At 63.5% G+C, this 23,601-nt stretch carries 24 protein-coding genes; 16 read left to right on the plus strand and 8 right to left on the minus strand.

The window, feature by feature from the left end:
- From sdhD to ACTJK6_RS13150, 3 genes are all read right to left on the minus strand, one after another.
- Positions 1-294 (minus strand): succinate dehydrogenase, hydrophobic membrane anchor protein (gene sdhD, locus ACTJK6_RS13140; RefSeq protein WP_440839327.1); only part of this gene is annotated, 294 nt, incomplete at its 3' end.
- A 10-nt stretch (positions 295-304) separates the two neighbouring features.
- Positions 305-715, minus strand: coding sequence for a succinate dehydrogenase, cytochrome b556 subunit (sdhC, locus tag ACTJK6_RS13145; RefSeq protein WP_232040412.1), 411 nt, complete (start codon positions 713-715; stop codon positions 305-307).
- Between the two features lie 272 nt (positions 716-987).
- The gene (locus ACTJK6_RS13150; RefSeq protein ID WP_232040413.1) at positions 988-1,797 is read right to left on the minus strand and encodes a GntR family transcriptional regulator; all 810 of its coding nucleotides are present in this window, start codon (positions 1,795-1,797) and stop codon (positions 988-990) included.
- A gap of 352 nt (positions 1,798-2,149) precedes the next feature.
- Between ACTJK6_RS13150 and ACTJK6_RS13155 the strand changes: the two genes are divergently transcribed.
- The 10 genes from ACTJK6_RS13155 (at position 2,150) to ACTJK6_RS13200 (ending at position 13,754) form a co-directional block, all read left to right on the plus strand.
- Positions 2,150-3,136, plus strand: a complete 987-nt coding sequence (locus tag ACTJK6_RS13155) for a malate dehydrogenase (RefSeq protein WP_024975343.1) — start codon at positions 2,150-2,152, stop codon at positions 3,134-3,136.
- A 116-nt stretch (positions 3,137-3,252) separates the two neighbouring features.
- Entirely contained in the window at positions 3,253-4,233 is a 981-nt protein-coding gene (locus ACTJK6_RS13160) for an HpcH/HpaI aldolase/citrate lyase family protein (RefSeq protein WP_260801796.1), read from the plus strand.
- Between the two features lie 23 nt (positions 4,234-4,256).
- A complete protein-coding gene (gene prpB, locus ACTJK6_RS13165; protein ID WP_440839328.1) occupies positions 4,257-5,153 on the plus strand; it encodes a methylisocitrate lyase in 897 nt (298 codons plus the stop codon).
- Between the two features lie 258 nt (positions 5,154-5,411).
- Positions 5,412-5,966, plus strand: a complete 555-nt coding sequence (locus ACTJK6_RS13170; protein ID WP_440819170.1) for a hypothetical protein — start codon at positions 5,412-5,414, stop codon at positions 5,964-5,966.
- A 35-nt stretch (positions 5,967-6,001) separates the two neighbouring features.
- Positions 6,002-6,409 carry a 2-methylcitrate dehydratase gene (locus ACTJK6_RS13175; RefSeq protein WP_440839330.1) on the plus strand — a complete coding sequence of 136 codons (408 nt, stop codon included), beginning with the start codon at positions 6,002-6,004 and terminating at the stop codon, positions 6,407-6,409.
- 77 nt (positions 6,410-6,486) lie between these two features.
- The gene (gene acnA / locus ACTJK6_RS13180; RefSeq protein ID WP_260801799.1) at positions 6,487-9,192 is read left to right on the plus strand and encodes an aconitate hydratase AcnA; all 2,706 of its coding nucleotides are present in this window, start codon (positions 6,487-6,489) and stop codon (positions 9,190-9,192) included.
- Between the two features lie 217 nt (positions 9,193-9,409).
- Positions 9,410-9,691: a hypothetical protein gene (locus tag ACTJK6_RS13185; protein ID WP_440839331.1), complete on the plus strand. Its 282-nt coding sequence runs from the start codon at positions 9,410-9,412 to the stop codon at positions 9,689-9,691.
- A gap of 98 nt (positions 9,692-9,789) precedes the next feature.
- Positions 9,790-11,001 carry a DUF2863 family protein gene (locus ACTJK6_RS13190; protein WP_045206230.1) on the plus strand — a complete coding sequence of 404 codons (1,212 nt, stop codon included), beginning with the start codon at positions 9,790-9,792 and terminating at the stop codon, positions 10,999-11,001.
- Positions 11,002-11,162: 161 nt separating this feature from the next.
- Complete coding sequence (locus ACTJK6_RS13195; RefSeq protein WP_260801802.1) at positions 11,163-12,761, plus strand: ABC transporter substrate-binding protein; 1,599 nt, start codon at positions 11,163-11,165, stop codon at positions 12,759-12,761.
- A 156-nt stretch (positions 12,762-12,917) separates the two neighbouring features.
- Positions 12,918-13,754 carry a BspC domain-containing protein gene (locus ACTJK6_RS13200; protein ID WP_316879040.1) on the plus strand — a complete coding sequence of 279 codons (837 nt, stop codon included), beginning with the start codon at positions 12,918-12,920 and terminating at the stop codon, positions 13,752-13,754.
- 40 nt (positions 13,755-13,794) lie between these two features.
- On the opposite strand, the gene ACTJK6_RS13205 is transcribed toward ACTJK6_RS13200, so the two are convergent.
- The gene (locus tag ACTJK6_RS13205; RefSeq protein WP_316869748.1) at positions 13,795-14,940 is read right to left on the minus strand and encodes a M14 family metallopeptidase; all 1,146 of its coding nucleotides are present in this window, start codon (positions 14,938-14,940) and stop codon (positions 13,795-13,797) included.
- Between the two features lie 14 nt (positions 14,941-14,954).
- The gene (gene yaaA / locus ACTJK6_RS13210; protein ID WP_440839332.1) at positions 14,955-15,728 is read right to left on the minus strand and encodes a peroxide stress protein YaaA; all 774 of its coding nucleotides are present in this window, start codon (positions 15,726-15,728) and stop codon (positions 14,955-14,957) included.
- A 37-nt stretch (positions 15,729-15,765) separates the two neighbouring features.
- Here yaaA and ACTJK6_RS13215 point away from each other — a divergent pair, with 37 nt between their 5' ends.
- A complete protein-coding gene (locus ACTJK6_RS13215) occupies positions 15,766-16,290 on the plus strand; it encodes a putative toxin-antitoxin system toxin component, PIN family (RefSeq protein WP_440839333.1) in 525 nt (174 codons plus the stop codon).
- A gap of 12 nt (positions 16,291-16,302) precedes the next feature.
- A complete protein-coding gene (locus ACTJK6_RS13220) occupies positions 16,303-17,475 on the plus strand; it encodes a pyridoxal phosphate-dependent aminotransferase (protein WP_440839334.1) in 1,173 nt (390 codons plus the stop codon).
- 20 nt (positions 17,476-17,495) lie between these two features.
- On the opposite strand, the gene ACTJK6_RS13225 is transcribed toward ACTJK6_RS13220, so the two are convergent.
- On the minus strand, positions 17,496-18,149 hold the full coding sequence (locus ACTJK6_RS13225) for a glutathione S-transferase (protein ID WP_440839335.1): 654 nt from the start codon (positions 18,147-18,149) through the stop codon (positions 17,496-17,498).
- Between the two features lie 46 nt (positions 18,150-18,195).
- Between ACTJK6_RS13225 and ACTJK6_RS13230 the strand changes: the two genes are divergently transcribed.
- Genes ACTJK6_RS13230 through ACTJK6_RS13245 form a run of 4 tightly spaced genes read left to right on the plus strand, consistent with a single transcriptional unit; the run spans position 18,196 to position 22,454 of the window.
- Complete coding sequence (locus tag ACTJK6_RS13230; RefSeq protein ID WP_440839336.1) at positions 18,196-19,767, plus strand: 3-hydroxyacyl-CoA dehydrogenase; 1,572 nt, start codon at positions 18,196-18,198, stop codon at positions 19,765-19,767.
- A 33-nt stretch (positions 19,768-19,800) separates the two neighbouring features.
- A complete protein-coding gene (locus tag ACTJK6_RS13235) occupies positions 19,801-20,580 on the plus strand; it encodes an oxepin-CoA hydrolase, alternative type (RefSeq protein WP_260801808.1) in 780 nt (259 codons plus the stop codon).
- 12 nt (positions 20,581-20,592) lie between these two features.
- Positions 20,593-21,327, plus strand: coding sequence for a histidine phosphatase family protein (locus ACTJK6_RS13240; protein ID WP_440839337.1), 735 nt, complete (start codon positions 20,593-20,595; stop codon positions 21,325-21,327).
- A 38-nt stretch (positions 21,328-21,365) separates the two neighbouring features.
- Positions 21,366-22,454 carry a phosphotransferase gene (locus ACTJK6_RS13245; RefSeq protein ID WP_440839338.1) on the plus strand — a complete coding sequence of 363 codons (1,089 nt, stop codon included), beginning with the start codon at positions 21,366-21,368 and terminating at the stop codon, positions 22,452-22,454.
- A gap of 9 nt (positions 22,455-22,463) precedes the next feature.
- Here the strand turns inward: ACTJK6_RS13245 and ACTJK6_RS13250 are convergent, their stop codons facing one another.
- Entirely contained in the window at positions 22,464-22,883 is a 420-nt protein-coding gene (locus ACTJK6_RS13250) for a glyoxalase (protein WP_440839339.1), read from the minus strand.
- Positions 22,880-23,593, minus strand: a complete 714-nt coding sequence (locus tag ACTJK6_RS13255; protein ID WP_440839340.1) for an SDR family oxidoreductase — start codon at positions 23,591-23,593, stop codon at positions 22,880-22,882. The genes ACTJK6_RS13250 and ACTJK6_RS13255 overlap by 4 nt, the downstream gene beginning before the upstream one ends.
- Positions 23,594-23,601: the final 8 nt, after the last annotated feature.

Below are 23,601 nucleotides of genomic sequence, written 5' to 3' on the forward strand. Positions count from 1 at the left end.
CGTCAAACGCACTGCCACGGGCTTCACGTAGTCCATCCAGATGTCACGCACACCGATCCAGGCGTGATACGTGAGCGACACGAACGCCAGGAACGTCAGCATCTTCATCCACTGGTTGGAGAACAGCCCCGCCCAGCTTTGGTAAGACGTGTCTTTGGAGAGCAGGAACGCAGCCAGCAGCACGATGGTGTACACCGCCATGATCACGGCGGTGACGCGCTGCGCGAGGAAGTCCTTCAGGCCGTAGTGCGCGCCGACAACGAGGCGCTTGGGACCAATATTGTTTTGTGCCATTGCGGATTCCTCAGAACAGGCCGAACAGCTTGGCGCCGAACACGACGGTCAGCAGCAGGCTGACGATCAGCACGCTCACAGCCGACTTGGAGGCCGAGGCCTTGTCGATGCCGATATGCAGATCGAGGATCAGGTAACGGATGCCGGCGCAGAAGTGGTGCAGGTATGCCCAGATGAGGGCAAGGACGACGACCTTGGCAAAACCGTTGGACAGAAGCGCCGAGAACTTGGCGAAACTGATTTCCGACGTGAGACTTTGCTCGAACAAGTACAGCACGAACGGAAGAAGAAGGAACATCAACGCACCGCTGGCACGGTGCAAGATGGACACCTTACCGGCCCAGGGCAAGCGGTAACGGGCGATGTCGCCCACACCGATGTTCCTGTATACCGGCCTGGCTTTCTTGATGGCTTCTGCCATGGTCAGACCCCAATTGGCTAATCAACAAACAAAACAGCTTTGCACAAATCCGCGAGATTTTAGCGCGCTTTTGTTGCGCAGCGCACCATTAATTCCATGCGACGCGCTCCACTTTTGTGCTTCCTGCCCTCGCCTGCCAGTGGCGTGATACGGGGGCCGATTGTCCTCTCTACACTGCCTTCATGCCGCGCAATACGCTGTTGCGCGACGCACAACCCCAGACCCAGTCGAAGTCGCAACGGGCCGCACGAATCGGGCCTGGCAGCGCGTCGTCAATTCAATTCGTTCTGGTAAAAGTGCCGCGTCGTGACGTACAGGCCACGACGTATCTCCACCGGTTTGTCGCCGAACGTATGCGACACGCGCTCCACCGACAGCAACGGCGATTGAGCCGCCACCGAGAGCAATTCAGCCGTGGTCGCGTCAGCCGCCACTGCACGGATGCGCTCGGTGGCACGCAACATGCGCACACCGAACTCCGCCTCGAAAAAGGCGTACATCGGGCCCTTCCACTCGGTCAGTTTTTCAGCCGTCAGCCCTTTGAAACTCGCGCCCGGCAGCCAGATTTCTTCCAGCACGGTCGGCTCACCCGAAAAGAACAGGATGCGGCGGATCTGCACGACGCTGTCGCCGGCCTTGAGTTCGAGCAGGCGGGCGATCTCGGCCGGGGCGCGCATGCGCTTGCACTCCAGCACACGGCTGCTCGGATAGTGCTGTTCGCCCTGCTCCGGCATCAGACGCAAAAACCGGAACTGCACGCCCTCTTCGTAATGCGTGGTAACGAAGGTGCCCTTACCCTGGCGCCGCGCGACGAGGTTTTCGGCCGCCAGTTCGTCGATCGCCTTGCGTACGGTACCCTGGCTGACCTTGTAGCGGGCCGCCAATTCCATCTCACTGGGGATCATCTCGCCCGGCTTCCATTCGCCGGCCTGCAGGCTTTGCAGGATCAGCGTCTTGATCTGCTGATACAACGGGCTGAACGTGGGAGAGCCGCCCGCGCCGCCCGAAGAAGCGGGCGATGCGCCGCCTTCGCCGCCCGGGGGCGGCATCGCAGCGGATAGAGGGCTGGGTGTGCTCGACATAACTGCCGATTTCACCACAAAAGCGACAAAGGCGTCCAGCCCGTTTATAGAATGTCTTATGTCTTATATAAGACAGAAGATTCATTGACTTTCCGGCAAGGCCAGACCTACACTCGCGCCTGTTCCGGGCGACGGCCCCCACGACACGCCACAACGGCTCAAAGGTCAATTGCAGTGTGTTTCCACATCGTCATGCGGACGCAGTAAACTGCGAGGCTCTTGCCGTTTCTGAGCCGACCGCCCACGAGGCGCCGACCGTTGCCGGCAATGCCTGCGAGGCTGCACCGACATCCTGCTGGGATGCGCGCCGCGCGCAGTGCGATCCGCTTTCACTACCGTTTGGAGAGTTCTCATGGCAAAAGCACCCATGCGCGTCGCAGTGACCGGCGCTGCTGGACAGATCGGTTACGCCCTGCTGTTCCGCATCGCCGCCGGCGAAATGCTGGGCAAGGATCAACCCGTCATCCTGCAACTGCTGGAAATCCCCGATGAGAAGGCCCAGAAGGCGCTCAAGGGCGTGATGATGGAGATCGAAGACTGCGCATTCCCGCTGCTGGCTGGCATGGAAGCGCACTCCGACCCGATGACCGCATTCAAGGACGCCGACGTGGCTCTGCTGGTGGGCGCCCGCCCCCGTGGCCCGGGCATGGAACGTGCGGACCTGCTGTCGGCCAACGCCCAGATCTTCACGGCACAAGGCAAGGCACTGAACGCCGTTGCTTCGCGCAACGTCAAGGTGCTGGTGGTCGGCAACCCGGCCAACACGAACGCCTACATCGCCATGAAGTCGGCGCCGGACCTGCCGCGTGAGAACTTCACCGCCATGCTGCGCCTGGACCACAACCGTGCCCTGTCGCAGATCGCCGCCAAGACCGGCAAGCCGGTTTCGAGCATCGAAAAGCTGTTCGTGTGGGGCAACCACAGCCCGACGATGTACGCCGACTATCGCTACGCCACGATCGACGGCAAGAGCGTCAAGGACATGATCAACGACCCGGTGTGGAACAACGACGTGTTCCTGCCGACCGTTGGCAAGCGCGGCGCCGCCATCATCGAAGCGCGCGGCCTGTCGTCGGCTGCTTCGGCTGCCAACGCCGCCATCGACCACGTGCGTGACTGGGTGCTCGGCACCAACGGGAAGATTGTCACGATGGGCATCCCGTCGAACGGCGAATACGGCATTCCGAAGGACGTGATGTTCGGCTTCCCGGTCACCACCGAAAACGGCAAGTACAAGATCGTCGAAGGCCTGGAAATCGACGAGTACAGCCAAGGCAAGATCAAGATTACGCTCGACGAGCTGGAAGGCGAGCGTGCGGGCGTGCAGCATCTGCTGTAATCCGCATGATCTAAGAAAGAACCGGAGCGGATCGGCAGCGACCCCTCCGGTTTTTTTACACCTGCACTCCGATCAAGACACAGGCGCCACAAGCGCCGCAGAACCGATACCAGCCCGTGCACCCCACCGAGGTTTTGTTCCAGGACGATGCCCTGCCGGCCCAATTGCCGGTCTGCGACCACTACGCGGGCGCAGAAAAACTGATGCGCAAGTCGCTCGCCCTGCAACAAGCCCTTGGCCCCGTTTTCGACATCACGTTTGACTGCGAAGACGGCGCCGCCGTCGGTCAGGAACGCGCACATGCCGAATTGGCCGCCGCGCTCATCAACAGCGACGACAACCGCTTCAACCGCGTTGGCGTTCGCATCCACGATCCGAACCACGACGCATGGACGCAGGACGTCGACATCCTTGTCGGCCTTGCGGGCCGCCGCCTCGCCTACGTGACCGTGCCAAAGGTCCGTGACGTCGTGGAAGTCGCGCGTGTGACCGATCGCGTCAACCAAGCCGCCAAGGCGGCCGGCATTGCGAGGCACCTGCCGATCCACGTGCTGATCGAAACGCATGGCGCGCTCGCGCAGGTGTTCGATATCGCCGCGCTGGTGCAGGTGGAATGCCTGAGCTTCGGCCTGATGGATTTTGTCTCGGCGCACAACGGCGCGATTCCCGGTGCGGCAATGGGCTCGCCAGAGCAGTTCGAGCATCCTCTGATCCGCCGCGCCCTTGCCGAGATTTCCGCCGCTTGCCACGCGCACGGCAAGGTGCCGTCGCACAACGTCAGCACTGACATCAAGCACCCCGACCGAGCCGGCGCCGATGCCGCCCGTGCCCGCAACGAGTTCGGCTATCTGCGCAAGTGGAGCATCCATCCAGACCAGATCGCGCCAATCGTTTCCGCATTCCGCCCATCGCACGAAGAAGTGACACGCGCGGGCGCCATTCTTGCGGCCGCGCAGGACGCCTCCTGGGGGCCCATCCAGCACGAGGGCCGGCTGCATGACCGCGCAAGCTATCGCTATTGGTGGGCCGTGCTGCAACGGGCGCACACCACCGGCGTGGAGATGCCGGCCGACGCCGTTGCGCGCTTCTTCGCGTGACGTGCAGAGAAAGGAGATTCGCCATGACGACAAACACCCAAGCCAGCGCAGGAGCGCGCTTCCGCCAGGCGCTGGTCGATGAATCGCCACTGCAGGTGGTGGGCACCATCAATGCAAACCACGCGCTGCTGGCCAAGCGCGCCGGCTATCGCGCGATCTATCTGTCGGGCGGCGGCGTGGCAGCGGGCTCGCTGGGCTTGCCGGATCTCGGCATATCGGGCCTGGACGACGTTTTGACCGACGTCCGCCGCATCACCGATGTCTGCGACGTACCGCTCCTGGTGGATGTCGACACGGGCTTTGGCGCTTCGGCATTCAACGTGGCGCGCACGACCAAATCGCTCATCAAGTTTGGCGCCGCGGCCATGCATATCGAAGACCAGGTCGGCGCCAAGCGCTGCGGTCATCGGCCCAACAAGGAGATCGTCTCGAAGGACGAGATGGTCGATCGCATCAAGGCTGCCGTCGATGCCCGCACCGACGCCAGCTTTGTCGTCATGGCGCGCACCGATGCCCTGGCCGTCGAAGGCTTCGACCACGCCCTCGAACGTGCCGTGGCCTGCGTGGAAGCCGGCGCGGACGCGATCTTTCCTGAGGCAATGACAGAACTGTCGATGTACCGCAAGTTTGTCGACGCGGTGAAGGTGCCGGTGCTGGCAAACATCACCGAATTTGGGCAGACGCCGCTTTTCACGCGCGATGAGCTGGCCTCCGCAGGCGTATCGATGATCCTGTATCCGCTGTCGGCATTTCGCGCGATGAACAAGGCCGCGGAAAACGTCTACGCTGCCATACGCCGCGATGGCACGCAAAAAAATGTCGTCGACACCATGCAGACGCGCATGGAGTTATACGACAGCATTGGTTACCACGACTACGAAGCCAAGTTGGACGCGCTCTTCGCACAGAATCGCGGTTGAGCCGGGCCAAGATCCACACCAACGCAAACAAGGAGAACGGAAGGCAAAACTGCGGGGGCAAGCTGCCCGGGAACAACCCGAAAAACGGCGCTGGCGCAAGCACGACACCCCCTTTTGGCGGAGCGGTCGGGCAAGCATGTAACAGAACGTTGGGCGCGGCGTCCAAATCGGTCAAAATACCGGCCGGTGTGCGAAATGCCGTGGCATCTCGTGGCCTGGCAGCCGCCTCCCCCACTCTGTCTTACCGAAGGAAACCCTATGAACAAATTCATCGTGGGCGCCTGTGCTGGCGTTCTCTCGCTGGCTGCATCGCAATATGCAGCCGCTCAGGCCCCAGAGAAGTCGGCTACCAAGAAGGCTCCCGCCAAGAAGACTTGGACCAAGAAGCATGCCGCCAAGAAGGCCGCGCCTGTTGCTGCCGTCAAGCCGGAAGGCGTCGAATGGAAGTGCGAGCTTGGCAACGAGATGTACCTCAAGGGCGACATGGCGCGCGATCAGATCATTACGATGTACTGGAAGGGCAAGAACTACCTGCTGCCGCGCCAGATGACCCGCACGGGCGCCGACCGTTACTTCGACCAGAAGACCGGGATGGATCTGGTGGTGATCCCGGCCAAGGCCATGCTGTTCGACCGCAACGAAGGCCACCGCCTGGCCGATGAGTGCCAGACCGCCGAAATGGCTGCCGGCGCACCGGCCCCGACGCAAGCGGGCGCCCTGCGCGCTCCGGCCGGCCTGCCGCTGATGGCGCCGGACAGCCCTGCCCCCGCCCCGGCCCCTGCTCCGGGCGCAGTGCTACCGGCCCAGCAGTAACGCAATATCGCACAAGAGGCCCACAGGAGCCGCTCATGTCCGCACCAGTTGCGAACCTCCGCACGAATCTGGGCAAGGCCATCGTCGACGATGTGACCTTGCCCGGATGCGCCGGGCTCCGTGGGCCTTTTGTGTCTGGGACCGTCCTGTCAGATGGCACGACGGGCACGACGGCTCCAGGCACGCCCCTCTTCGGCCGCAAGCCAATCGAAGATCAACAAGATTCCGTCGCCCGCGGCCAGCGCACCCATGTGCTGCACATGACCATTGCCCGCGTGGACGATCAGCCTTTCACCACGAATGACCACGACGCCAAGAAGCGTGCGATCGCCCATGGCATCACCGCCCGCATCAGCGGCGGCAAGCCGTTCAGCGGTGTCGTGGCGGATTACCCGACCGGTCAGAAGCCAGGCCGGTCAACGCGTTTGTCGGTTTGTACGTGATTTGATTTTGTCGATTTGATGTATCCGCAAGGGGCGCCCCGGCACCCCGCGCAATCCTCAAGCCTTGGAGTCATGCCATGCCCCACAATCTGAAAAAAACACTCAAGGAATTTAAGATCAACGGCGGCCAGACCGGCAAGTTCCACTCCCTGCCGCAACTGGGCAAGGAACTGGGCGTGGCGATCGAGCGCCTGCCGGTGTCGATCCGCATCGTGCTCGAGTCCGTGCTGCGCAACTGCGACGGCAAGAAGGTGACCGAAGAGCACGTTGCGCAACTGGCCAACTGGAAGCCCAACGCCGAGCGCGTTGATGAAATCCCGTTCGTGGTAGCCCGCGTGGTGCTGCAGGACTTTACCGGTGTGCCGCTGCTGGCTGACCTAGCCGCCATGCGCAACGTGGCCGAGCGCATGGGCAAGAACCCCAAGAAGATCGAGCCGCTGGTGCCGGTCGACCTGGTGGTGGATCACTCGGTGCAGATTGACCACTTCCGTGAGAAGAAGGCGCTGGACCTGAACATGCAGCTGGAATTCTCGCGCAACAACGAGCGCTACCAGTTCATGAAGTGGGGCATGCAGGCATTCGACACGTTTGGCGTGGTGCAGCCTGGCTTCGGCATCGTCCACCAGGTCAACCTGGAGTACCTGGCACGCGGCGTCCATAAGAAAGACGGCGTGTACTACCCGGATACGCTGGTCGGCACCGACAGCCACACCACCATGATCAACGGTATTGGCGTGGTGGGCTGGGGCGTGGGCGGCATCGAGGCGGAAGCCGGCATGCTGGGCCAGCCGGTGTACTTCCTGACGCCGGACGTCGTGGGCGTGGAGCTGAAGGGCCGCCTGCGCGAAGGCTGCACGGCCACCGACCTCGTTCTCACGATCACCGAAATGCTGCGCAAGGAGAAGGTCGTCGGCAAGTTCGTCGAGTTTTTCGGCGAAGGCACCGCCAGCCTGTCGCTGCCGGACCGCGCAACCATCGGCAACATGGCTCCGGAATACGGCGCCACGATGGGCTTCTTCCCGGTGGACGACAAGACCATTGACTACTTCAAGGGCACGGGCCGCACGAAGGAAGAAATCGCCGCGTTCGAAAGCTACTTCAAGGCACAAAAGCTGTTCGGCGTGCCGAAGGCCGGCGAAATCGACTACACCAAGACGTTGACGCTGGACCTCGGCACGGTGGCCCCGTCGCTGGCTGGCCCGAAGCGCCCGCAGGATCGTATCGAAATCGGCAACGTGAAGTCGACGTTCTCGTCGCTGTTCTCCAAGCCGGTTGCTGAAAACGGCTTCAACAAGAAATCGGAAGACCTCGACAAGACCTTCACGACCACCAACGGCGTCGACGTGAAGAGCGGCGACGTGCTGATCGCGGCCATCACCTCGTGCACGAACACCTCGAATCCGAGCGTGCTGCTGGCGGCGGGCCTGCTGGCCAAGAAGGCTGTCGAAGCCGGCCTGGAGGTCGCGCCGCACATCAAGACCTCGCTCGCCCCGGGAAGCCGCGTGGTGACGAAGTACCTGGAAGCCGCCGGCCTGCTTCCGTATCTGGAAAAGCTCGGCTTTGGCGTGACGGCCTACGGCTGCACGACCTGTATCGGTAACGCCGGTGACCTGACGCCGGAGTTGAACGAAGCCATCGTGAAGAACGACATCGTGGCCGCCGCCGTGCTGTCGGGCAACCGTAACTTTGAAGCGCGCATCCACCCGAACATCCGCGCCAACTTCCTGGCCTCGCCGCCGCTGGTGGTCGCTTATGCAATCGCCGGCAACGTGACGCGCGACCTGATGACCGAGCCGGTCGGCAAGGGCAAGAAGGGCCGCGACGTCTATCTGGGCGACATTTGGCCGACCTCGGACGAGATCGCCAAGCTGATGAAGTTCGCGATGAACGCCGACACGTTCCGCACGAACTACGAACAGGTCAAGAAGCCGTCCAAGCTGTGGGCCAACGTCAAGGGCACGAAGGGTCAGGTCTACGACTGGCCGAAGTCGACGTACATCGCCGAGCCGCCGTTCTTCGAAGGCTTTGGCATGACGCCGGCCGCCGCCTCGGCATCGGTCAAGGGCGCACGCGCGCTCGGCGTGTTCGGCGATTCCGTGACGACCGACCACATCTCCCCGGCCGGTTCGATCAAGGAAACGTCGCCCGCCGGCAAGTACCTGCTGGCCAACGGCGTGCTCAAGGCCGACTTCAACAGCTATGGCTCGCGCCGCGGCAACCATGAGGTGATGATGCGCGGCACGTTCGCCAACGTGCGCATCAAGAACCTGATGATCCCGGCCAAGGCCGACGGTTCACGCGTGGAAGGTGGCGAAACGCTGTTCCAGCCGAGCGGCGAACAAATGTCGATCTACGACGCCGCTATGAAGTACATCGCCGACGGCACCCCGACGGTCGTGTTCGGTGGCGAAGAGTACGGCACGGGCAGCTCGCGCGACTGGGCCGCCAAGGGCACGCAGTTGCTGGGCGTGAAGGCCGTGATCGCACGCAGCTTCGAGCGCATCCACCGCTCGAACCTGGTCGGCATGGGCGTGTTGCCGCTGCAGTTCAAGGGCAATGACTCGGCACAGTCGCTGGGCATCGTAGGCGACGAGACCTTCGACATCGAAGGCCTGGATGGCGAAATCAAGCCGCAACAGGACGTCACCCTGGTCATCCATCGCGCCAATGGCGAGACGACGCGTGCACAAGTGCTGCTGCGCATCGACACGCCGATCGAAGTGGACTACTACAAGCACGGCGGCATCCTGCCGTTCGTGCTGCGTCAGCTGCTGGCGGCTTAAGCTTCACGCCGTTACGCTGCATTGGTGCAGGACGGAAACCGGCTCTTCGGAGCCGGTTTTTTTATTGCCTGCCGAATCAAACAAGGTGACGATGCTCCAATCGGCGAGCAGGCTTTGGTACAGTGTGCCGAATAGGCCGCGTGACGTGCTCGCCCTGTTGATGGCGAAATTGCCGCCCGTCCTCGCCTGATCGTTTCATTGCTGGAGTCCCGCACCCATGGCCCAAGTGGTACTAGCCTTCGTCGTCGTGGCGGCTGCCGTGTTCTACATCCTGATCAAGGCACCGCAAACCGACGCCCAGGCCCCAGCCTCGACAGCCCCTGCTGTAACAGCCGCGCCCGTTCCTCCGCCCCCGCCGCTGGCCGCTTCGGAGCCCGTCGCCACGACGCACGTGGCACCAGCCAGCGCGCCAGTTGCATCGGAACCCACACCGGCTTCCGTACCTGCGGCCACGAGCAGTGTCGCAGCGGAAGCGTCGGCTCCTGTGGCCAAGCCTTAACGTTTTCGCCCTATGGGTTTCGTAATAGGCGTCGCGCAGTAGCGTCCAAGGGTAAAATAACGCCCCTTTCATTGTTCCAACGACCGGTACGGCACAGCATGGCAGGATTCCGCTCCAAGGCTCCCCAACGTCTTTCCCCCGATGCAGAACGGCTGGTGGCCGATGCGCTGGCGCTCGACGCGTCAGGCAGCCGCATCGAAGACGTCTATTGGGAACAAAGGCTGTCCGAACGTCTTTCCCGGCTGCTCAAGAACGGCAGCCAGACCGCGCTCGACGCCGCGCTAGACCATCTTTTCAAACACAACGAGGAAGCGTCCGACGTGCTGGCCGAACAGGCCGAGACACTGGCCGAATCGGCCATCCTCAGCTCCGGTGGCGTCGAATATGATGCGTTGCTGATCGCGGCGCCCATCCTGGCACACACGCGCTACATGATCCCGTCGGGCACGATCAAGCCCGAGATGGCGCAAACGCTGCAGGTACACCTGCAGGCGCACGTGATGGCTTCCAACGCCCGCGTGGCGCTGGCTCCTTACCTGTACAGCATCGATCAACTGCCGCGCACGCACTCCGACACCTTTGCGCTCACGCACAAGCTGGCCGCGTATGCGCTGTCGGGCCAGCCGGCCAAGGTCGAACTACGCGACATGCCCGAGACGGCGCCCATCCTGGCCGATCCGCGGTATCTGGTGGCAATCGTCGTGGCGCAGCACGGCCAGGCGCTGTTCCGTTGGCAGGAAGACGCCAAGGAACACCACGCAGAGCGCTCCGCCTGCCTGGAGCAATGGCGCGAGCAGGTCACGCCAACCATCTCCACACTGATGCCCGGCTGCGAGTTCGACCTGCTTCTGCCGGACGCCTTCTTCCTGTCGTGCCGCGAGTCCGACAAGCAGATTCGCCCACTGACCGTACGCGCCGCCGTCAATTACCTGCAGGGCGCGCTGGATATGCCGGCCAACCGCTTCGGCGCCATCATCGGCGCGTTCGGCGAAGAGCAGATCGAGGAATACCGCGTAGCGTTCACGGTGCGTGGCGAGAAAGAACTCATCTACGGCATCGTCTGGCCGGTGTACGGCCGCGATGGCGGCGCCACGGATGTCACCGCGGAAGGCGAACCGGGCAGTCCGCTCGAGCAAATTTGCGATGAATTGCGCGCCTGCGGCATCGAAGACATCTTCCGCCACGGCCAGCTCTTCGAACCCGAGTACTGCGAAGATTGCGGCGCCCCGCTCTACGCAGACCGCGCGGCCGAAATCGTCCACGCAGAAATGCCGGAAGACGCGCCGACCCAACAGCCGCTGTTCCACTGACGGCGACGCGCGTGATCAAAGCCACCTCCGGGTGGCTTTTTTATTGCTCCGCCATCGTTCATATTGATTGTCGGTTTGCGTCGCACGTGCCCGGCCGGGCTGCGGCACAATGACGATCTTCCGCCACATGGCATCACCGCCCGAACCCCAGGAGCCCCCCGATGACAACCCGTCCCCTCTTGTGTGTTCCCATCCGCGCCCTGATCCGCAACCTTGCCGCCTGCGCGCTGGCTGCGGCCGCCGCGATGCCGTTCGCCGCGCAAGCCGATGACCTGCGCATCGGCCTGTCCGCCGACGTCACGTCGATGGACCCGCAATGGAACAATGCCGGCCCCAACAACGCCATGGCGCTGCACATCTTCGAATCGCTGGTCTTCCTCGACAAGAACGGCCGCTACACGCCCGGCCTTGCCACTTCGTGGAAACCCATTGACGCCAACACGTGGGAGATCAAGCTCCGCCCCAACGTGAAGTGGAGTGATGGCACGCCGTTCACCGGCGAAGACGTGAAGGCATCCATCGAGCGTCCGGCGCGCCTGACCAACAGCCCCGGCCCGTTCACCAGCTATACCAAGTCAATTACCGACGTACAGATCGTCGATCCACTCACGGTGCGGCTGAAGTTGTCGACGCCCAATTACGCGAGCATCCCGAACGATCTGAACAGCCTGCCCATCATCCCGAAGAAAGTGGCCAACGCGGCGCAGGCGGACTTCGATGCTGGCCGCGCCATGATCGGCACCGGGCCGTTCCTGTTCGACCACTTCACGCGCGGGCAGGAAATCGTGTTGAAGAAGAACCCGCACTACTGGGGCCGCGTGCCGCAGTGGGACAAGGTGACCTTCAAGATCATCACCGACAATGCCGCGCGCACGGCCGCGCTGCTTTCGGGCGATGTGGATGTCGTCGAGGCCGTGCCGGCTGCAGACGTGCCACGCATCAAGCAGGACCCGAGGTTCCACCTCGAACAACAGGTGTCGTGGCGCACGATTTTCTGGCAGATGGACCAGAGCCGCGATGTGTCGCCGTTCGTGACTGACAAGGCCGGCAAGCCGCTCGCCAAGAACCCTCTCAAGGACCATCGCGTGCGTGAGGCCATTGCACTGGCCATCAACCGCGATGCCATCGTCAGCCGCGTGCTGGAAGGCCAGGGCGTGGTCGCATCGAGCATCGTGTCGCCGCAGATCTTCGGACATCCTGGCGGCAAGCCGATTGCCTATGACCCGGCTCGTGCGAAAAAGCTGCTTGCCGAGGCGGGCTATCCGGACGGCTTCGGACTCACGCTGCACGCCACCAACAACCGCTATCTGAATGATGCGCAGGTCGCGCAAACCACCGCACAGCTGCTCACGCGCATCGGCATCCAGACAAAGGTGGAAACGCTGCCGGTGGCGGCGTATTTCTCGCGCGCGCGTCAGGGCGAGTTCTCGTTCATGATGCTTGGCTGGGGCTCGGTGGCGGCCGATGTGGCGCTGCGCAGCATTCTCGGCACACCCAACCCGAAAACCGGCTATGGTTCGTGGAACTGGGGCCGCTACAGCAATCCGGAACTGGACAAGCTGGTGCAGACATCGCTGTCGACGGTCTCGAGCGAACAGGCACATGAGCAGGCCGCCAAGGCCGCGGCGCGCTTTGCCCAGACAGACTACGCGATCATCCCGTCGCATCACCAACTGGCCACGTGGGCCATGCGCAAGGGCATCCGCTACGAGGCACGCACCGACGAATGGTCGCTCGCGTGGCTGTTCACCAAGCAATGACGATGACTTGGTAACCAACAGCTGGCCGTAACGCGCTGTTACAGCAAATTCGCTCGATGTGCCGCATTGGGGACGCATTGGGGTAACTAGCAGGAACTTTCATCCTTAGCTTTCCTCTATCATGGCGATTTCCACGCCGACACCCTGTAACTCGTGATGTTGCGACCCAAACTACTTTGTCTCGGCGTCGTCGCCTTGCTGGCCGCCTGCTCCAACCTGCAGACTGAACCGACCGATGCGTCGGCCCAGGCCACCAACGCCACGCCGAGCACCCCTGCCGCGCCAGCCAAGCCGGCCACCCAGCCCGTACCGACCACGCCGCCCATCGTCTTCGACTCGACCAATAGCAGCGGCACAACGACGGTCAATCTGCCCTCCAAGGACAAGATGAGCTTGTCCGAATACCGCGCACAAACCCGCGACCGCCTGATTCAATCGGAAGGTGCCCGGCCCGACGTGGCAGACTGTGCCGCACATGCGAGCTGGATCATCCCGCGCTCAACCAATTTCGACCAGTTCCGCCTGCCAACCGGCGCGCTCTCCAACGACCAAGCCAAGGTCGAACCGTGGGACTCCCGCTTCTCGTCCAGCAAGCAAGGCGCGATCAAGGTGTCCAGCGTGGTCAGCTTCAATGCCGCCGTGCATAAGCGCGGCACGGGCAATGACCAGTGGGAGCCGGTGCGCGTGCGCTGCGGGTATGACGAAGGGATGATGCTGGCGTATGAGCTGCTCGACGCCAATGGCCAGCCGTTCGCCGCGCCAGCCGCTGCACCTTCGTCGTCGAAAGCGCGCACGCACTGCCGCCGCGGCCATCGCTGCACGACCAGTGCGGCGGCACACGGCAAGAGCGCGGCCAAGGGCAAGGCCTCGACGAAAGCGACGGCCAAGTCCGCCAAGGGCAGCAGCACGGCCAAGACAAAGTCGACGACCGCAAGCAAATCCACCGCCAAGTCGACGGCCAAAAAGACGACGAAGAAGTCGTCCTCCAACTAAGCGCAACGCGCCGCCAACCCAGGCGGCGCGGCGTTTTTCTTCAGCCGAGATACTCCAGGATCGCCTGCAGCATGGCCGCGCCCAACGCGGCGCTGCGGGCGCCGTCCCAGCCCACGCGCGGGTCGGGCAGGTCGGCGTTGTCCTTGAACGGCATTTCGAGCGTCAACGACAGGCAGCCATACGTGTGGCCGATGTACTTGGAAGCGAGCTTAAGCGCGTCTTCGTTGTACTTGCTGGCCTCGTAGCCGTACCGCGTCTGGAAATCCGGTGACGCGCGAAGGAACGCCGCGACAAAGCGGTCTTGATCAGCGCGCTGTGCATCGGTAAAGCCCGGCAACATTTCACTGCCCGCGACGAACACATACGGCAGCGCCTCATCGCCGTGGATGTCGAAGAACAGGTCGACCCCGGTCTGCTCGATGGCCTGACGCACTGCCAGCACCTCGGGACTGCGCTGTGCGTCGGGCTCCATCCACTCGCGGTTCAGGTTGGCGCCGGCCGCATTGGTGCGCAGGTTGCCCAGCGACGAGCCGTCCGGATTCATGTTCGGCACGATATGGAAGACGGCGCGCTCGGCAAGCACACGGCCGATCGGATCGCCGCCCCAGACACCTTGACGCGTCAGCCGCGCAAGCAGGCCTTCGACGAACCACTCGGCCATCGTCTCGCCCGGATGCTGACGCGCGATGATCCACACGTTCTTCTTGCCGGGGCCGGGTTCGCCGACGGTGATGCTGGTCATGTCGCGGCCCTGCACCGTTTGCCCCAAGCACTGCGTGCGCACACCGGGCTTCGTCTGCGCTGCGGCTACGAGCGAAAGGTGGCGCTCATCCGAGTACGGCTCGAAGTAAGCAAACCAGATGCTGTCATGCTCGGGCGTCACCTCGATGGTCAACGTCTTGCCGTCATAGCGGGTCGGTACACGGAACCAGTGCTCGCGGTCGTACGAGGCGACGGCACGGTAGTCCTTCCAGCCGGAGGCATAGGTGCATTCGCCGGCGTTTTCAAGCGCGAGCTTGCAGGCTTGGCCCCGCACACCCTGTAGCCGGAAGTGGAACCACTGGGTGAAGTCGGCGTGCGAATCGCGGCGAATTCGCAGGCGGACGGCATCGGCGCGGGCGGCATCGACGATTTCGATGGCGCCGCTGTCGAACGCGCTGGAGATGTGCGGTTGAGTGGGGGTCATGTCGGATCCTGTCATCAGGTGAGCTTGCGGCGGAAGACCCAGCGCTCGTCGTCGGAATCGGCAGCGGCGAAGGCGTAGCCATCGACATCGAACGCCTTGAGCTTGCGCGGATCGATGATGCGGTGCTCGATCGCGTAGCGCGCCATCAGGCCGCGCGCACGCTTGGCGTAGAACGAAATGATCTTGTACTGGCCGTTCTTCCAGTCTTCAAAAACCGGTGTGACGATGCGCGCCTTGAGCACTTTGGGCCGCACCACCTTGAAGTACTCTTCCGAGGCAAGGTTCACGAGCACGGGGTCGTCGTCCTGTTTGAAGAGCTTGTTCAGCGCGAGCGTCACGTCGTCGCCCCAGAAGGCGTACAAATCCTTGCCGCGCGGATTGGCAAGGCGCGTGCCCATTTCGAGGCGATACGGCTGCATCCAGTCGAGCGGACGCAGCACGCCATACAGCCCCGACAGAATCCGCAGATGCTTCTGCGCGAACTGCAGATCGTCGACCGCCAGCGAATTGGCGTCGAGTCCGCCGTAGACGTCGCCGTCGAAGGCGAGCGCCGCTTGCTTGCTGTTCTCGGCCGTGAATTCGGGCGACCAATCGGCATAGCGCGTGGCATTGAGCGCCGCCAGCGGGTCGGAGATGTGCATGAGCGTACCGATCTGGGCCGGCGACAGCTTGCGAAGCACTTCAATGAGTTCTGCGGAGCGCGCGATGAAATCGGGCAGCGTGTGGGTCTTGTTGCGCGGCGGCGTGTCGTAGTCGAGCGACTTGGCCGGCGAGAGGACGATGATCATGTCAGAATCGCGGTTCACAAGTCTGGAATTGTATCGAATGGCAGACGCTGCCGCCCTCGCCCACTCCACCCAGGCTCCGGCCCCGCGCGTGGTGCTGGACTCCAACATCTGGGTCGACATCCTGATCTTCGACGATGCGGTTGCCCGCCCGATCCGCGCTGCTCTGGAAGCCGGCCGGCTGGACGCCATCATCAGCCCCGCCTGCCGTGAAGAACTGCGGCGCGTGCTGGATTACCCGCAATTCGCGCATTACGCCGTCGACGCGCAAGCCGCCCTGGCGTGGGTCGATCGCGTGACACGGTCCGTTGCCGATCCTGAAGAAGCCCCCCGCGTGCAAGGCGAAGCGTTCGTTCCGCGCTGCAAGGATCGCGACGACCAGAAATTTCTCGCGCTGGCCGATGCCGCCGACGTTGCCTATCTCGTTTCCAAGGACCGCGCCGTGCTCAAGCTCAAGCGCCGCATGGCCAAGTATTGCGACGTGGCGGTGCTGCCGCCCAAGCAGTTCGTCGCGCTGGTCCAGTTGGAAAACGCACCCCTTGCTGCTATCCCGAATCAAGCCTGAAGCCGTCTTGTCATGACCACTGTTGAATCGCTCGCACCGATCGCCCCGCCGCCGTCGCGGCTGCCGAATGTCGGCACCACCATCTTCACCGTGATGTCGGCGCTTGCCGCGGAAAAGCAGGCCGTCAACCTGGGCCAGGGCTTTCCGGATTTCGATTGCGACCCGCGCATCGTCGATGCGGTCTCCGACGCCATGCGCGCGGACCTGAACCAATACCCGCCAATGACCGGCGTGCCCGCGCTGCGCCAGGCCGTCGCCGCGAAGATCGCCAATCTGTACGGCCACGCTTACGATGCCGACCGCGAGATCACCATCACCGCCGGCGCCACACAGGCGCTGCTGACGACGGTGCTGTGCTGCGTGCATCCGGGCGATGAAGTCATCGTCTTCGAGCCGACATACGACAGCTACATCCCGTCGATTGAACTGGCGGGCGGTAAGGTCGTGCCGATCACGCTGAACGCGCCGGATTTCCGCATCCCGTTCGACACGCTCGCCGCGGCCATCACGCCGCGCACGCGCCTGATCATGCTCAACACACCGCATAACCCGACCGGCACGGTCTGGCATGCGGACGACATGCAGAAGCTGGCCGAGATCCTGGCACCCACCAACGTGCTGCTGCTCTCAGACGAGGTGTACGAGCACATGGTGTACGACGGCGTGCAGCATGCGTCCGTCGCGCGCATTCCGGAGCTGGCGCGGCGCGCCTTCGTGGTGTCGAGCTTCGGCAAGACGTATCACGTAACGGGCTGGAAAGTCGGCTACGTGGCCGCGCCCGCCGCACTCATGGCGGAGTTCCGCAAGGTGCACCAGTTCAACGTGTTCACCGTCAACACGCCAATGCAGCACGGCCTGGCGAACTACATGGCGGATCCGCGCCCGTACCTGGAGCTGCCGGCGTTCTACCAGCACAAGCGCGACCTGTTCCGCGCGGGGCTCGAGAAGACGCGCTTCAAGTTGCTGCCCTGCCAGGGCACGTACTTCCAGTGCGTCGACTACAGCGCCATCTCCGACCTGCCCGAAGCCGAGTTCGCCAAGTGGCTCACCAGCGAGATTGGCGTGGCAGCGATTCCCGTGTCGGCGTTCTACTCGCAGCCGCACGAATCGGGCGTGGTGCGCTTTTGCTTCGCCAAGAAAGACGAAACGCTCCAAGTTGCCCTGGAGCGTTTGTCGAAGGTGTAAGAAAGTAAGGCAGGAGCCGATCAGCGCTTGCTGGCGTAGTGCGCCAGCATCTGCTCCAGATTGGCCTTGCTGTCTGCCCGCACTTTCTGCACGTTGGGGTTTTCCGCCATCTGGGCCAGGTAGGGCTTGACGCCCTCGACCTGCGCCAGCAGGTCTTCACCGTAGATGATCTTGGTGGCCTGGCTGACCAGCGGGAAGTGCACGATGGCCGCGCAGTCCGCAATGGTGAACGTGTCGCCCGCCACATACGGCGCGAACTTGAACAGCTGGGCCGCCGCCGGGATGTTCTTCTGCAGTTGCTCGCGCACCTTCACCTTCAGGTTGTCGCTGATCTTGCCGCCGAAGAACGCTTCGGGAAACAGCTGGCGCGCGACCAGCTCCAGGTGCAGCTCCAGGAACGTCACGATCTCCCGCACCTTGGCCGCCTTGAACGGATCAGCCGGAATCAGCGGATGTTGCGGGTAGCGCGCTTCCAGATAATCGAGGATGACCTGCGATTCGCACATTCCACCATCCTCGCCCACCAGATACGGCACCTTGTGCAGCGGCGAAACCTCACCGTCGGTCTGGTCCGGCCAGCGCAGCGATTCCTCAAACGCAATCCCCTTCTCCATCAGCGCGAGCTTGACCTTGTTGTAGTAGTTGCTCGCAGAAAAACCGTATAGCGTCAGCATGAAGCCGTCTCCTTGGTAATTTGGCCGTCCGTTATGGTCGGTGCGGATGCCAGAAATCGCACGCTCGTGCTATTTTAGCCAGACTTCTTTCGATCGCAGCGGATTTCATATGCAGACTATCGGGATTGTGGGCACCGGCGCCATGGGGCGCGGCATTGCGCAGATCGCGGCCCAGGCCGGTTTGCGCGTCAAACTGTTCGACGCCAACCCGCAGGCCGTGGAAGCGGCGCGCACTGCACTGGCCGATACGCTCGCCAAGCTGGCCACCAAGGGCAAGATGACGGCGGAGGAAGCCGACGCCACCGTCGCGCGGCTCGTTCCTGCGGGCGCGCTCATCGATCTGGCGGACTGCGATCTCGTGGTCGAGGCCATCGTCGAAAAGCTCGACGTCAAGCGCGACCTCTTCCGCCAGCTCGAAGACATCGTCCGGGCGGATGCCATCCTCGCGTCGAATACCTCATCGCTGTCGATCACGGCGATTGCCGCCACATGCAAGCACCCCGAACGCGTCGCGGGCTTCCACTTCTTCAACCCGGTGCCACTGATGAAGGTGGTCGAGGTGATCGACGGCCTGCGCAGCGCGCCCGCCACCGGCGACGCCCTGGCCGCACTCGCCAAGCGCATGGGGCATACCGCCGTGCGCTGCATCGACATGCCGGGCTTCATCGTCAACCACGCGGGGCGTGGCATGAATACCGAAGGCCTGCGCGTGGCCCAGGAAAGCGTGGCGGCGTATGCGGACATAGACGCCATCATGCGCGAGCAGGCCGGCTTCCGCATGGGGCCGTTCGAGTTGATGGATCTCACGGGGCTAGACGTTTCGCATCCCGTGATGGAATCGGTCTACCGCCAGTTCTACGACGAGCCGCGCTATCGTCCGTCGCAGATCACGGCGGTGCGCTTTGCCGGCGGCATCCTGGGCCGCAAGACGGGCGAAGGTTTCTACCGCTATCCGGAAGGACAGAAGCAGGTGCCGGCTGAGGCGCCTGCACCCACTTCGCGCCCATCTTCGGTGTGGATCAGCCGCGCGCATGACGCCGGCCACGCCGCAGCGCAGCGCCTGTTGCTCGATCTGGGCATCACGCCCGAAGGCGGTTCCAAACCGTCCGCCGACGCACTGATCATCGTCACGCCACGGGGGCTCGACGCCACGGCCTGCGTGGCCGCCGAAGGGCTCGACGCACGCCGCACCGTGGCGCTCGACACACTCTATCCGTTTGCCGCCACCAAGCGCCGCACGCTGATGACCACACCCGCCACCGACGCAGCCTATCGCGATGCCGCACACGGCTTGCTGGCCTCCGATGGCGTGCCCGTCACGGTGATCCGCGATTCGGGTGGCTTTGTCGCGCAGCGCATCGTTGCGTGCATCGTCAACATCGCGTGCGACATCGCCCAGCAGCGCATTGCCACGCCCACGGACATCGATCTCGCCGTCACGCTGGGCCTCGGTTATCCGCAAGGGCCACTGGCACTCGGCGATACGCTCGGCACGAACGCCATCCTTGAAGTCCTGCAGAACCTCTACGCGCTCTATGGGGACCCGCGTTATCGCCCGAGCCCGTGGTTGCTGCGCCGTGCCCGTCTGGGCATGTCGTTGCTTACGCCTGATGCCTGACGCCTGATTGCCGCTTACCCTGACGAGGCCGCCATGACCGCGCAATTGCTCTCCAAACGCATCGGCTCGACGCTGGTGCTGACGCTGTCCAACCCTGACGCGCGCAACGCGCTGGACCCGGTGATGTACACCGCGTCGATGGAAGCGCTGGACCGCGCCGCCAACGACAACGAGATCCGCGCTGTCATCTTCACGGGCGCCGGCAATGCCTTCTGCGCGGGCGGCAACCTGAACCGCCTGCTGGAAAACCGCAGCAAGCCGCGAAGCGTGCAGGAAGACGGCATCGACGCGCTCAACCACTGGATCGAGACGATCCGCACGTTTCCCAAGCCGGTGATTGCCGCAGTGGAAGGCCCAGCGGCAGGCGCGGGTTTCTCACTGGTGCTGGCGTGCGACTTTGCGATTGCCGCATCGGATGCGAAGTTCGTGATGGCGTATGTGAACGTCGCGCTCACCCCGGACGGCGGTGGCTCGTGGCACATCGCACGCTTCCTGCCGCGTCCGCTGGCGAGCGAAATCATCATGCTCGGCAAGCCCGTCAGCGCGGAGCGGCTCGCGCACTTCGGCCTCATCAATGAGGTGGTCAAGCCCGGCGAGGCGCTGGACCAGGCATTGGCGCTGGCGGAAAAACTCGCCGCGCAATCGCCGCATGCCGTCGGCCGGATCAAGGGCCTGATCGCCCACGCCGAAGACGCCTCGCTGCACGATCACCTCAAAGCCGAACAGCACAGCTTTGTCGAAGCCCTGCACCACGCTGACGGCAACGAAGGCATCTCCGCCTTCCTGCAAAAGCGCAAACCCCAATACCGCTAGTTTCCGGCTCGCATGGTTCCCTTCCCAACACCCAACCGCCGCCGCGTCTACCTGATGCGTCACGGCGCGGTCACGTACTTCGACGACACCGGCCGCCCCGTTCCCTTACCCGAGGCCGTACCACTGAACGAACTCGGCCGCAGCCAAGCCACCGCAGCCGGCAAGATCTTCGCCGCCGAGAACATCGTCTTCGACCGCGTGATCGTCAGCGGCTTGCCGCGCACGGTCGAAACCGCACAGCGCGTGCTGGCCGAGATGCCCGCGATGCAGGAACGCGGCATCGCGCTTGAAGAATGGCCCGATCTGCAGGAAATCCGCGGCGGCAAGCTGGCGGAGATTCCCGAGCACGAACTCGCGCAAGCCTTCATCGGCGCGTTTGAAGGCACGGTGGCCGAAGACCGGCGCTTCCTCAATGGCGAGAGCATCGGCGAATTTCTTGACCGCGTGATTCCGCCAATCGCCCAGCTGCGCGCGCAAACCGACTGGGACACCGTGCTGCTGGTGCTGCATGGCGGCACCAACCGCGCGATCCTTTCGCACGCCATCACCGGCGGGGAGCGCGTGTTCTTCGGCAGCCTCGCGCAGACCGCCGGCTGCATCAACGTACTCGATGTGGGCGATACCCCGACCGACTGGGTGGTGCGCATGAGCAATTTCTCGGCGCCCTCGCCCGCGCATGTCGGCTCGCGCCTGACGACGATGGAAGTGCTGCTGCAGCAGTACCTTCGCCATCGCCAACCGACCTGAACTTTCCTCGATACACAACAAGATTCGGAGACACACCCATGGCACAGACGGACCAGCAGGATTTCTCGGCCTTCGAGGGCACGCGCCCGGTAGCGGATCAGCAAAAGTTCGACATCGGCGCGCTCGAGGCGTGGATGCGCGAACACGTTGAAGGCTTTGCAGGCCCGCTCACGGTGGAGCAGTTCAAGGGCGGTCAGTCGAACCCGACGTTCAAGCTGATCACGCCGTCGCGCACCTACGTAATGCGCGCCAAGCCCGGCCCGAAGGCGAAGCTGCTGCCGTCCGCACACGCCATCGAACGCGAATACCGGGTGATGGATGCACTGGCGAAAACCGACGTCCCGGTCGCGAAAATGGTCGCACTGTGCGAAGACGAAGCCGTGATCGGCCGCGCCTTCTACATCATGGAATTCGTGCAGGGCCGCGTGCTGTGGGATCAGGCGCTGCCTGGCATGGAGCCTGCCGAGCGCACTGCCATCTATGACGAAATGAACCGCGTCATCTCTGCGTTGCACACGGTCGACTACGCCGCCATCGGCCTGGCCGATTACGGCAAGCCCGGCAACTATTTCGCGCGCCAGATCGAGCGCTGGAGCAAGCAGTACAAGCTGTCGGAAACCGAGTCGATTCCGGCCATGGACAACCTGATTGAATGGCTGCCCAAGCACGTGCCGCAGGAAGCCGAGGAAATCACCAGCATCGTTCACGGCGACTACCGGCTCGACAATCTGATCTTCCACCCGACCGAGCCACGTGTGCTCGCCATCTTGGATTGGGAGCTGTCGACGCTCGGCCACCCGCTCGCCGATTTCAGCTACCACTGCATGAGCTGGCACATCGAGCCGGGGCAGTTCCGCGGCGTCGCGGGTCTGGACTTTGCCGCACTCGGCATCCCCACAGAAGCCCAGTACATCCGCCAATACGAAGAACGCACCGGCCGCCGCATCACGGGCGACTGGAACTTCTACCTCGCCTACAACATGTTCCGCATTGCCGGCATCCTGCAGGGGATCATGAAGCGCGTGGTGGACGGCACGGCGTCTTCGGCGCAGGCGATGGAAGCGGGCAAGCGCGCCCGCCCGATGGCCGAACTGGGCTGGAAGTACGCCCAGCAGGCCGGCGCATGATGTTGCGCCTCACTCCGTAGCGGGCTTCTCGTACTCGCGCGCCGCTTCCAGCGGACCGGACATTGGCGCCTCCAGCTCCAGCACCACCCCGCCCGGCAACTGCACGAAGATCTGTGCGGCAGGCCGCGCGGGGTGTTTTCTTACCTGGTGCGGCACGCCGCTTTCGCGCACGGCGGCCAGCACATCGGCCGCGACCTTCCCGGTGCGAAACGCGATATGCGAGAACACCAGTTCCGGCGTGTCGCCCTCCTGCGTCACGAGGTGGACCAGCGCATCGTCGTTCTGGTACAGCCACGTGCCGGGAAATGGAAACGCCGGACGCGGCCCCGGTTTCCAGCCGAGCACATCGGCGAAGAATTTCAGGATGGGCGCATCTCCTGCCACGTGAAAGTTCACGTGGTCGAATGTCCAGTCGCTGTCAGGTGTCATAGCAAACCGCCTCCTTCAATGTCGATGATGGCGCCGGTCATGAAGCCGTTGATCATGGCCAGCAGATAGCCTTGGGCGAGGTCTTCCGGCGTGCCGACACGGCCCACCGGCAAGCCGCTGCCGATGCGCGCGAGCATGGCCTGCCGATCGGCCGGGGCGCCCCACACTTCCGTATCCACCACGCCGGGGCTGATCACGTTGACACGGCGCGGTGCGAGTTCCTTCGCCAGATTCTTGGCGGCGGCTTCCACTGCAGCATTGATCGAGCCACGCAGCAAGCCGGTCGCCGTCGCCTTGCGGGAAAGCAGGCCAGAGGTGAGCGTAATCGATGCCCGCACTGCCAGGTGCGGCAATGCGGCCTGCACCGCCATCAGCGCGGCAAACAACTTGGTGCCGAAGGCCTGCTCAAGGTCGGCACGCTGCAGCGAAGCAAACGGCGGCGGGCTCGTGCGCGAGCCGATGGTGATGACAAGGTGGTCGATCTTGCCGCTGGGCGACAACTGGGCTGCCTGTGCCAACGCGCCCGCCAGCGATGCCGTATCGTTCGCATCCACGGCAATGCCATGCACACCGTCCGCCGCTTTGGCCGAGCGCCCCAACACCGTCACGCGCGCACCTTCGGCTGCCGCCGCGCGTGCCACCGCCTGCCCAATACCAGCCGTACCGCCCAACACCACCACCGACTTGTCCTGCAGAGTTTTCGAAGTCATGCCAATGC

This window comes from Ralstonia sp. 22086, assembly GCF_052045975.1.
GTDB lineage: Bacteria > Pseudomonadota > Gammaproteobacteria > Burkholderiales > Burkholderiaceae > Ralstonia > Ralstonia wenshanensis.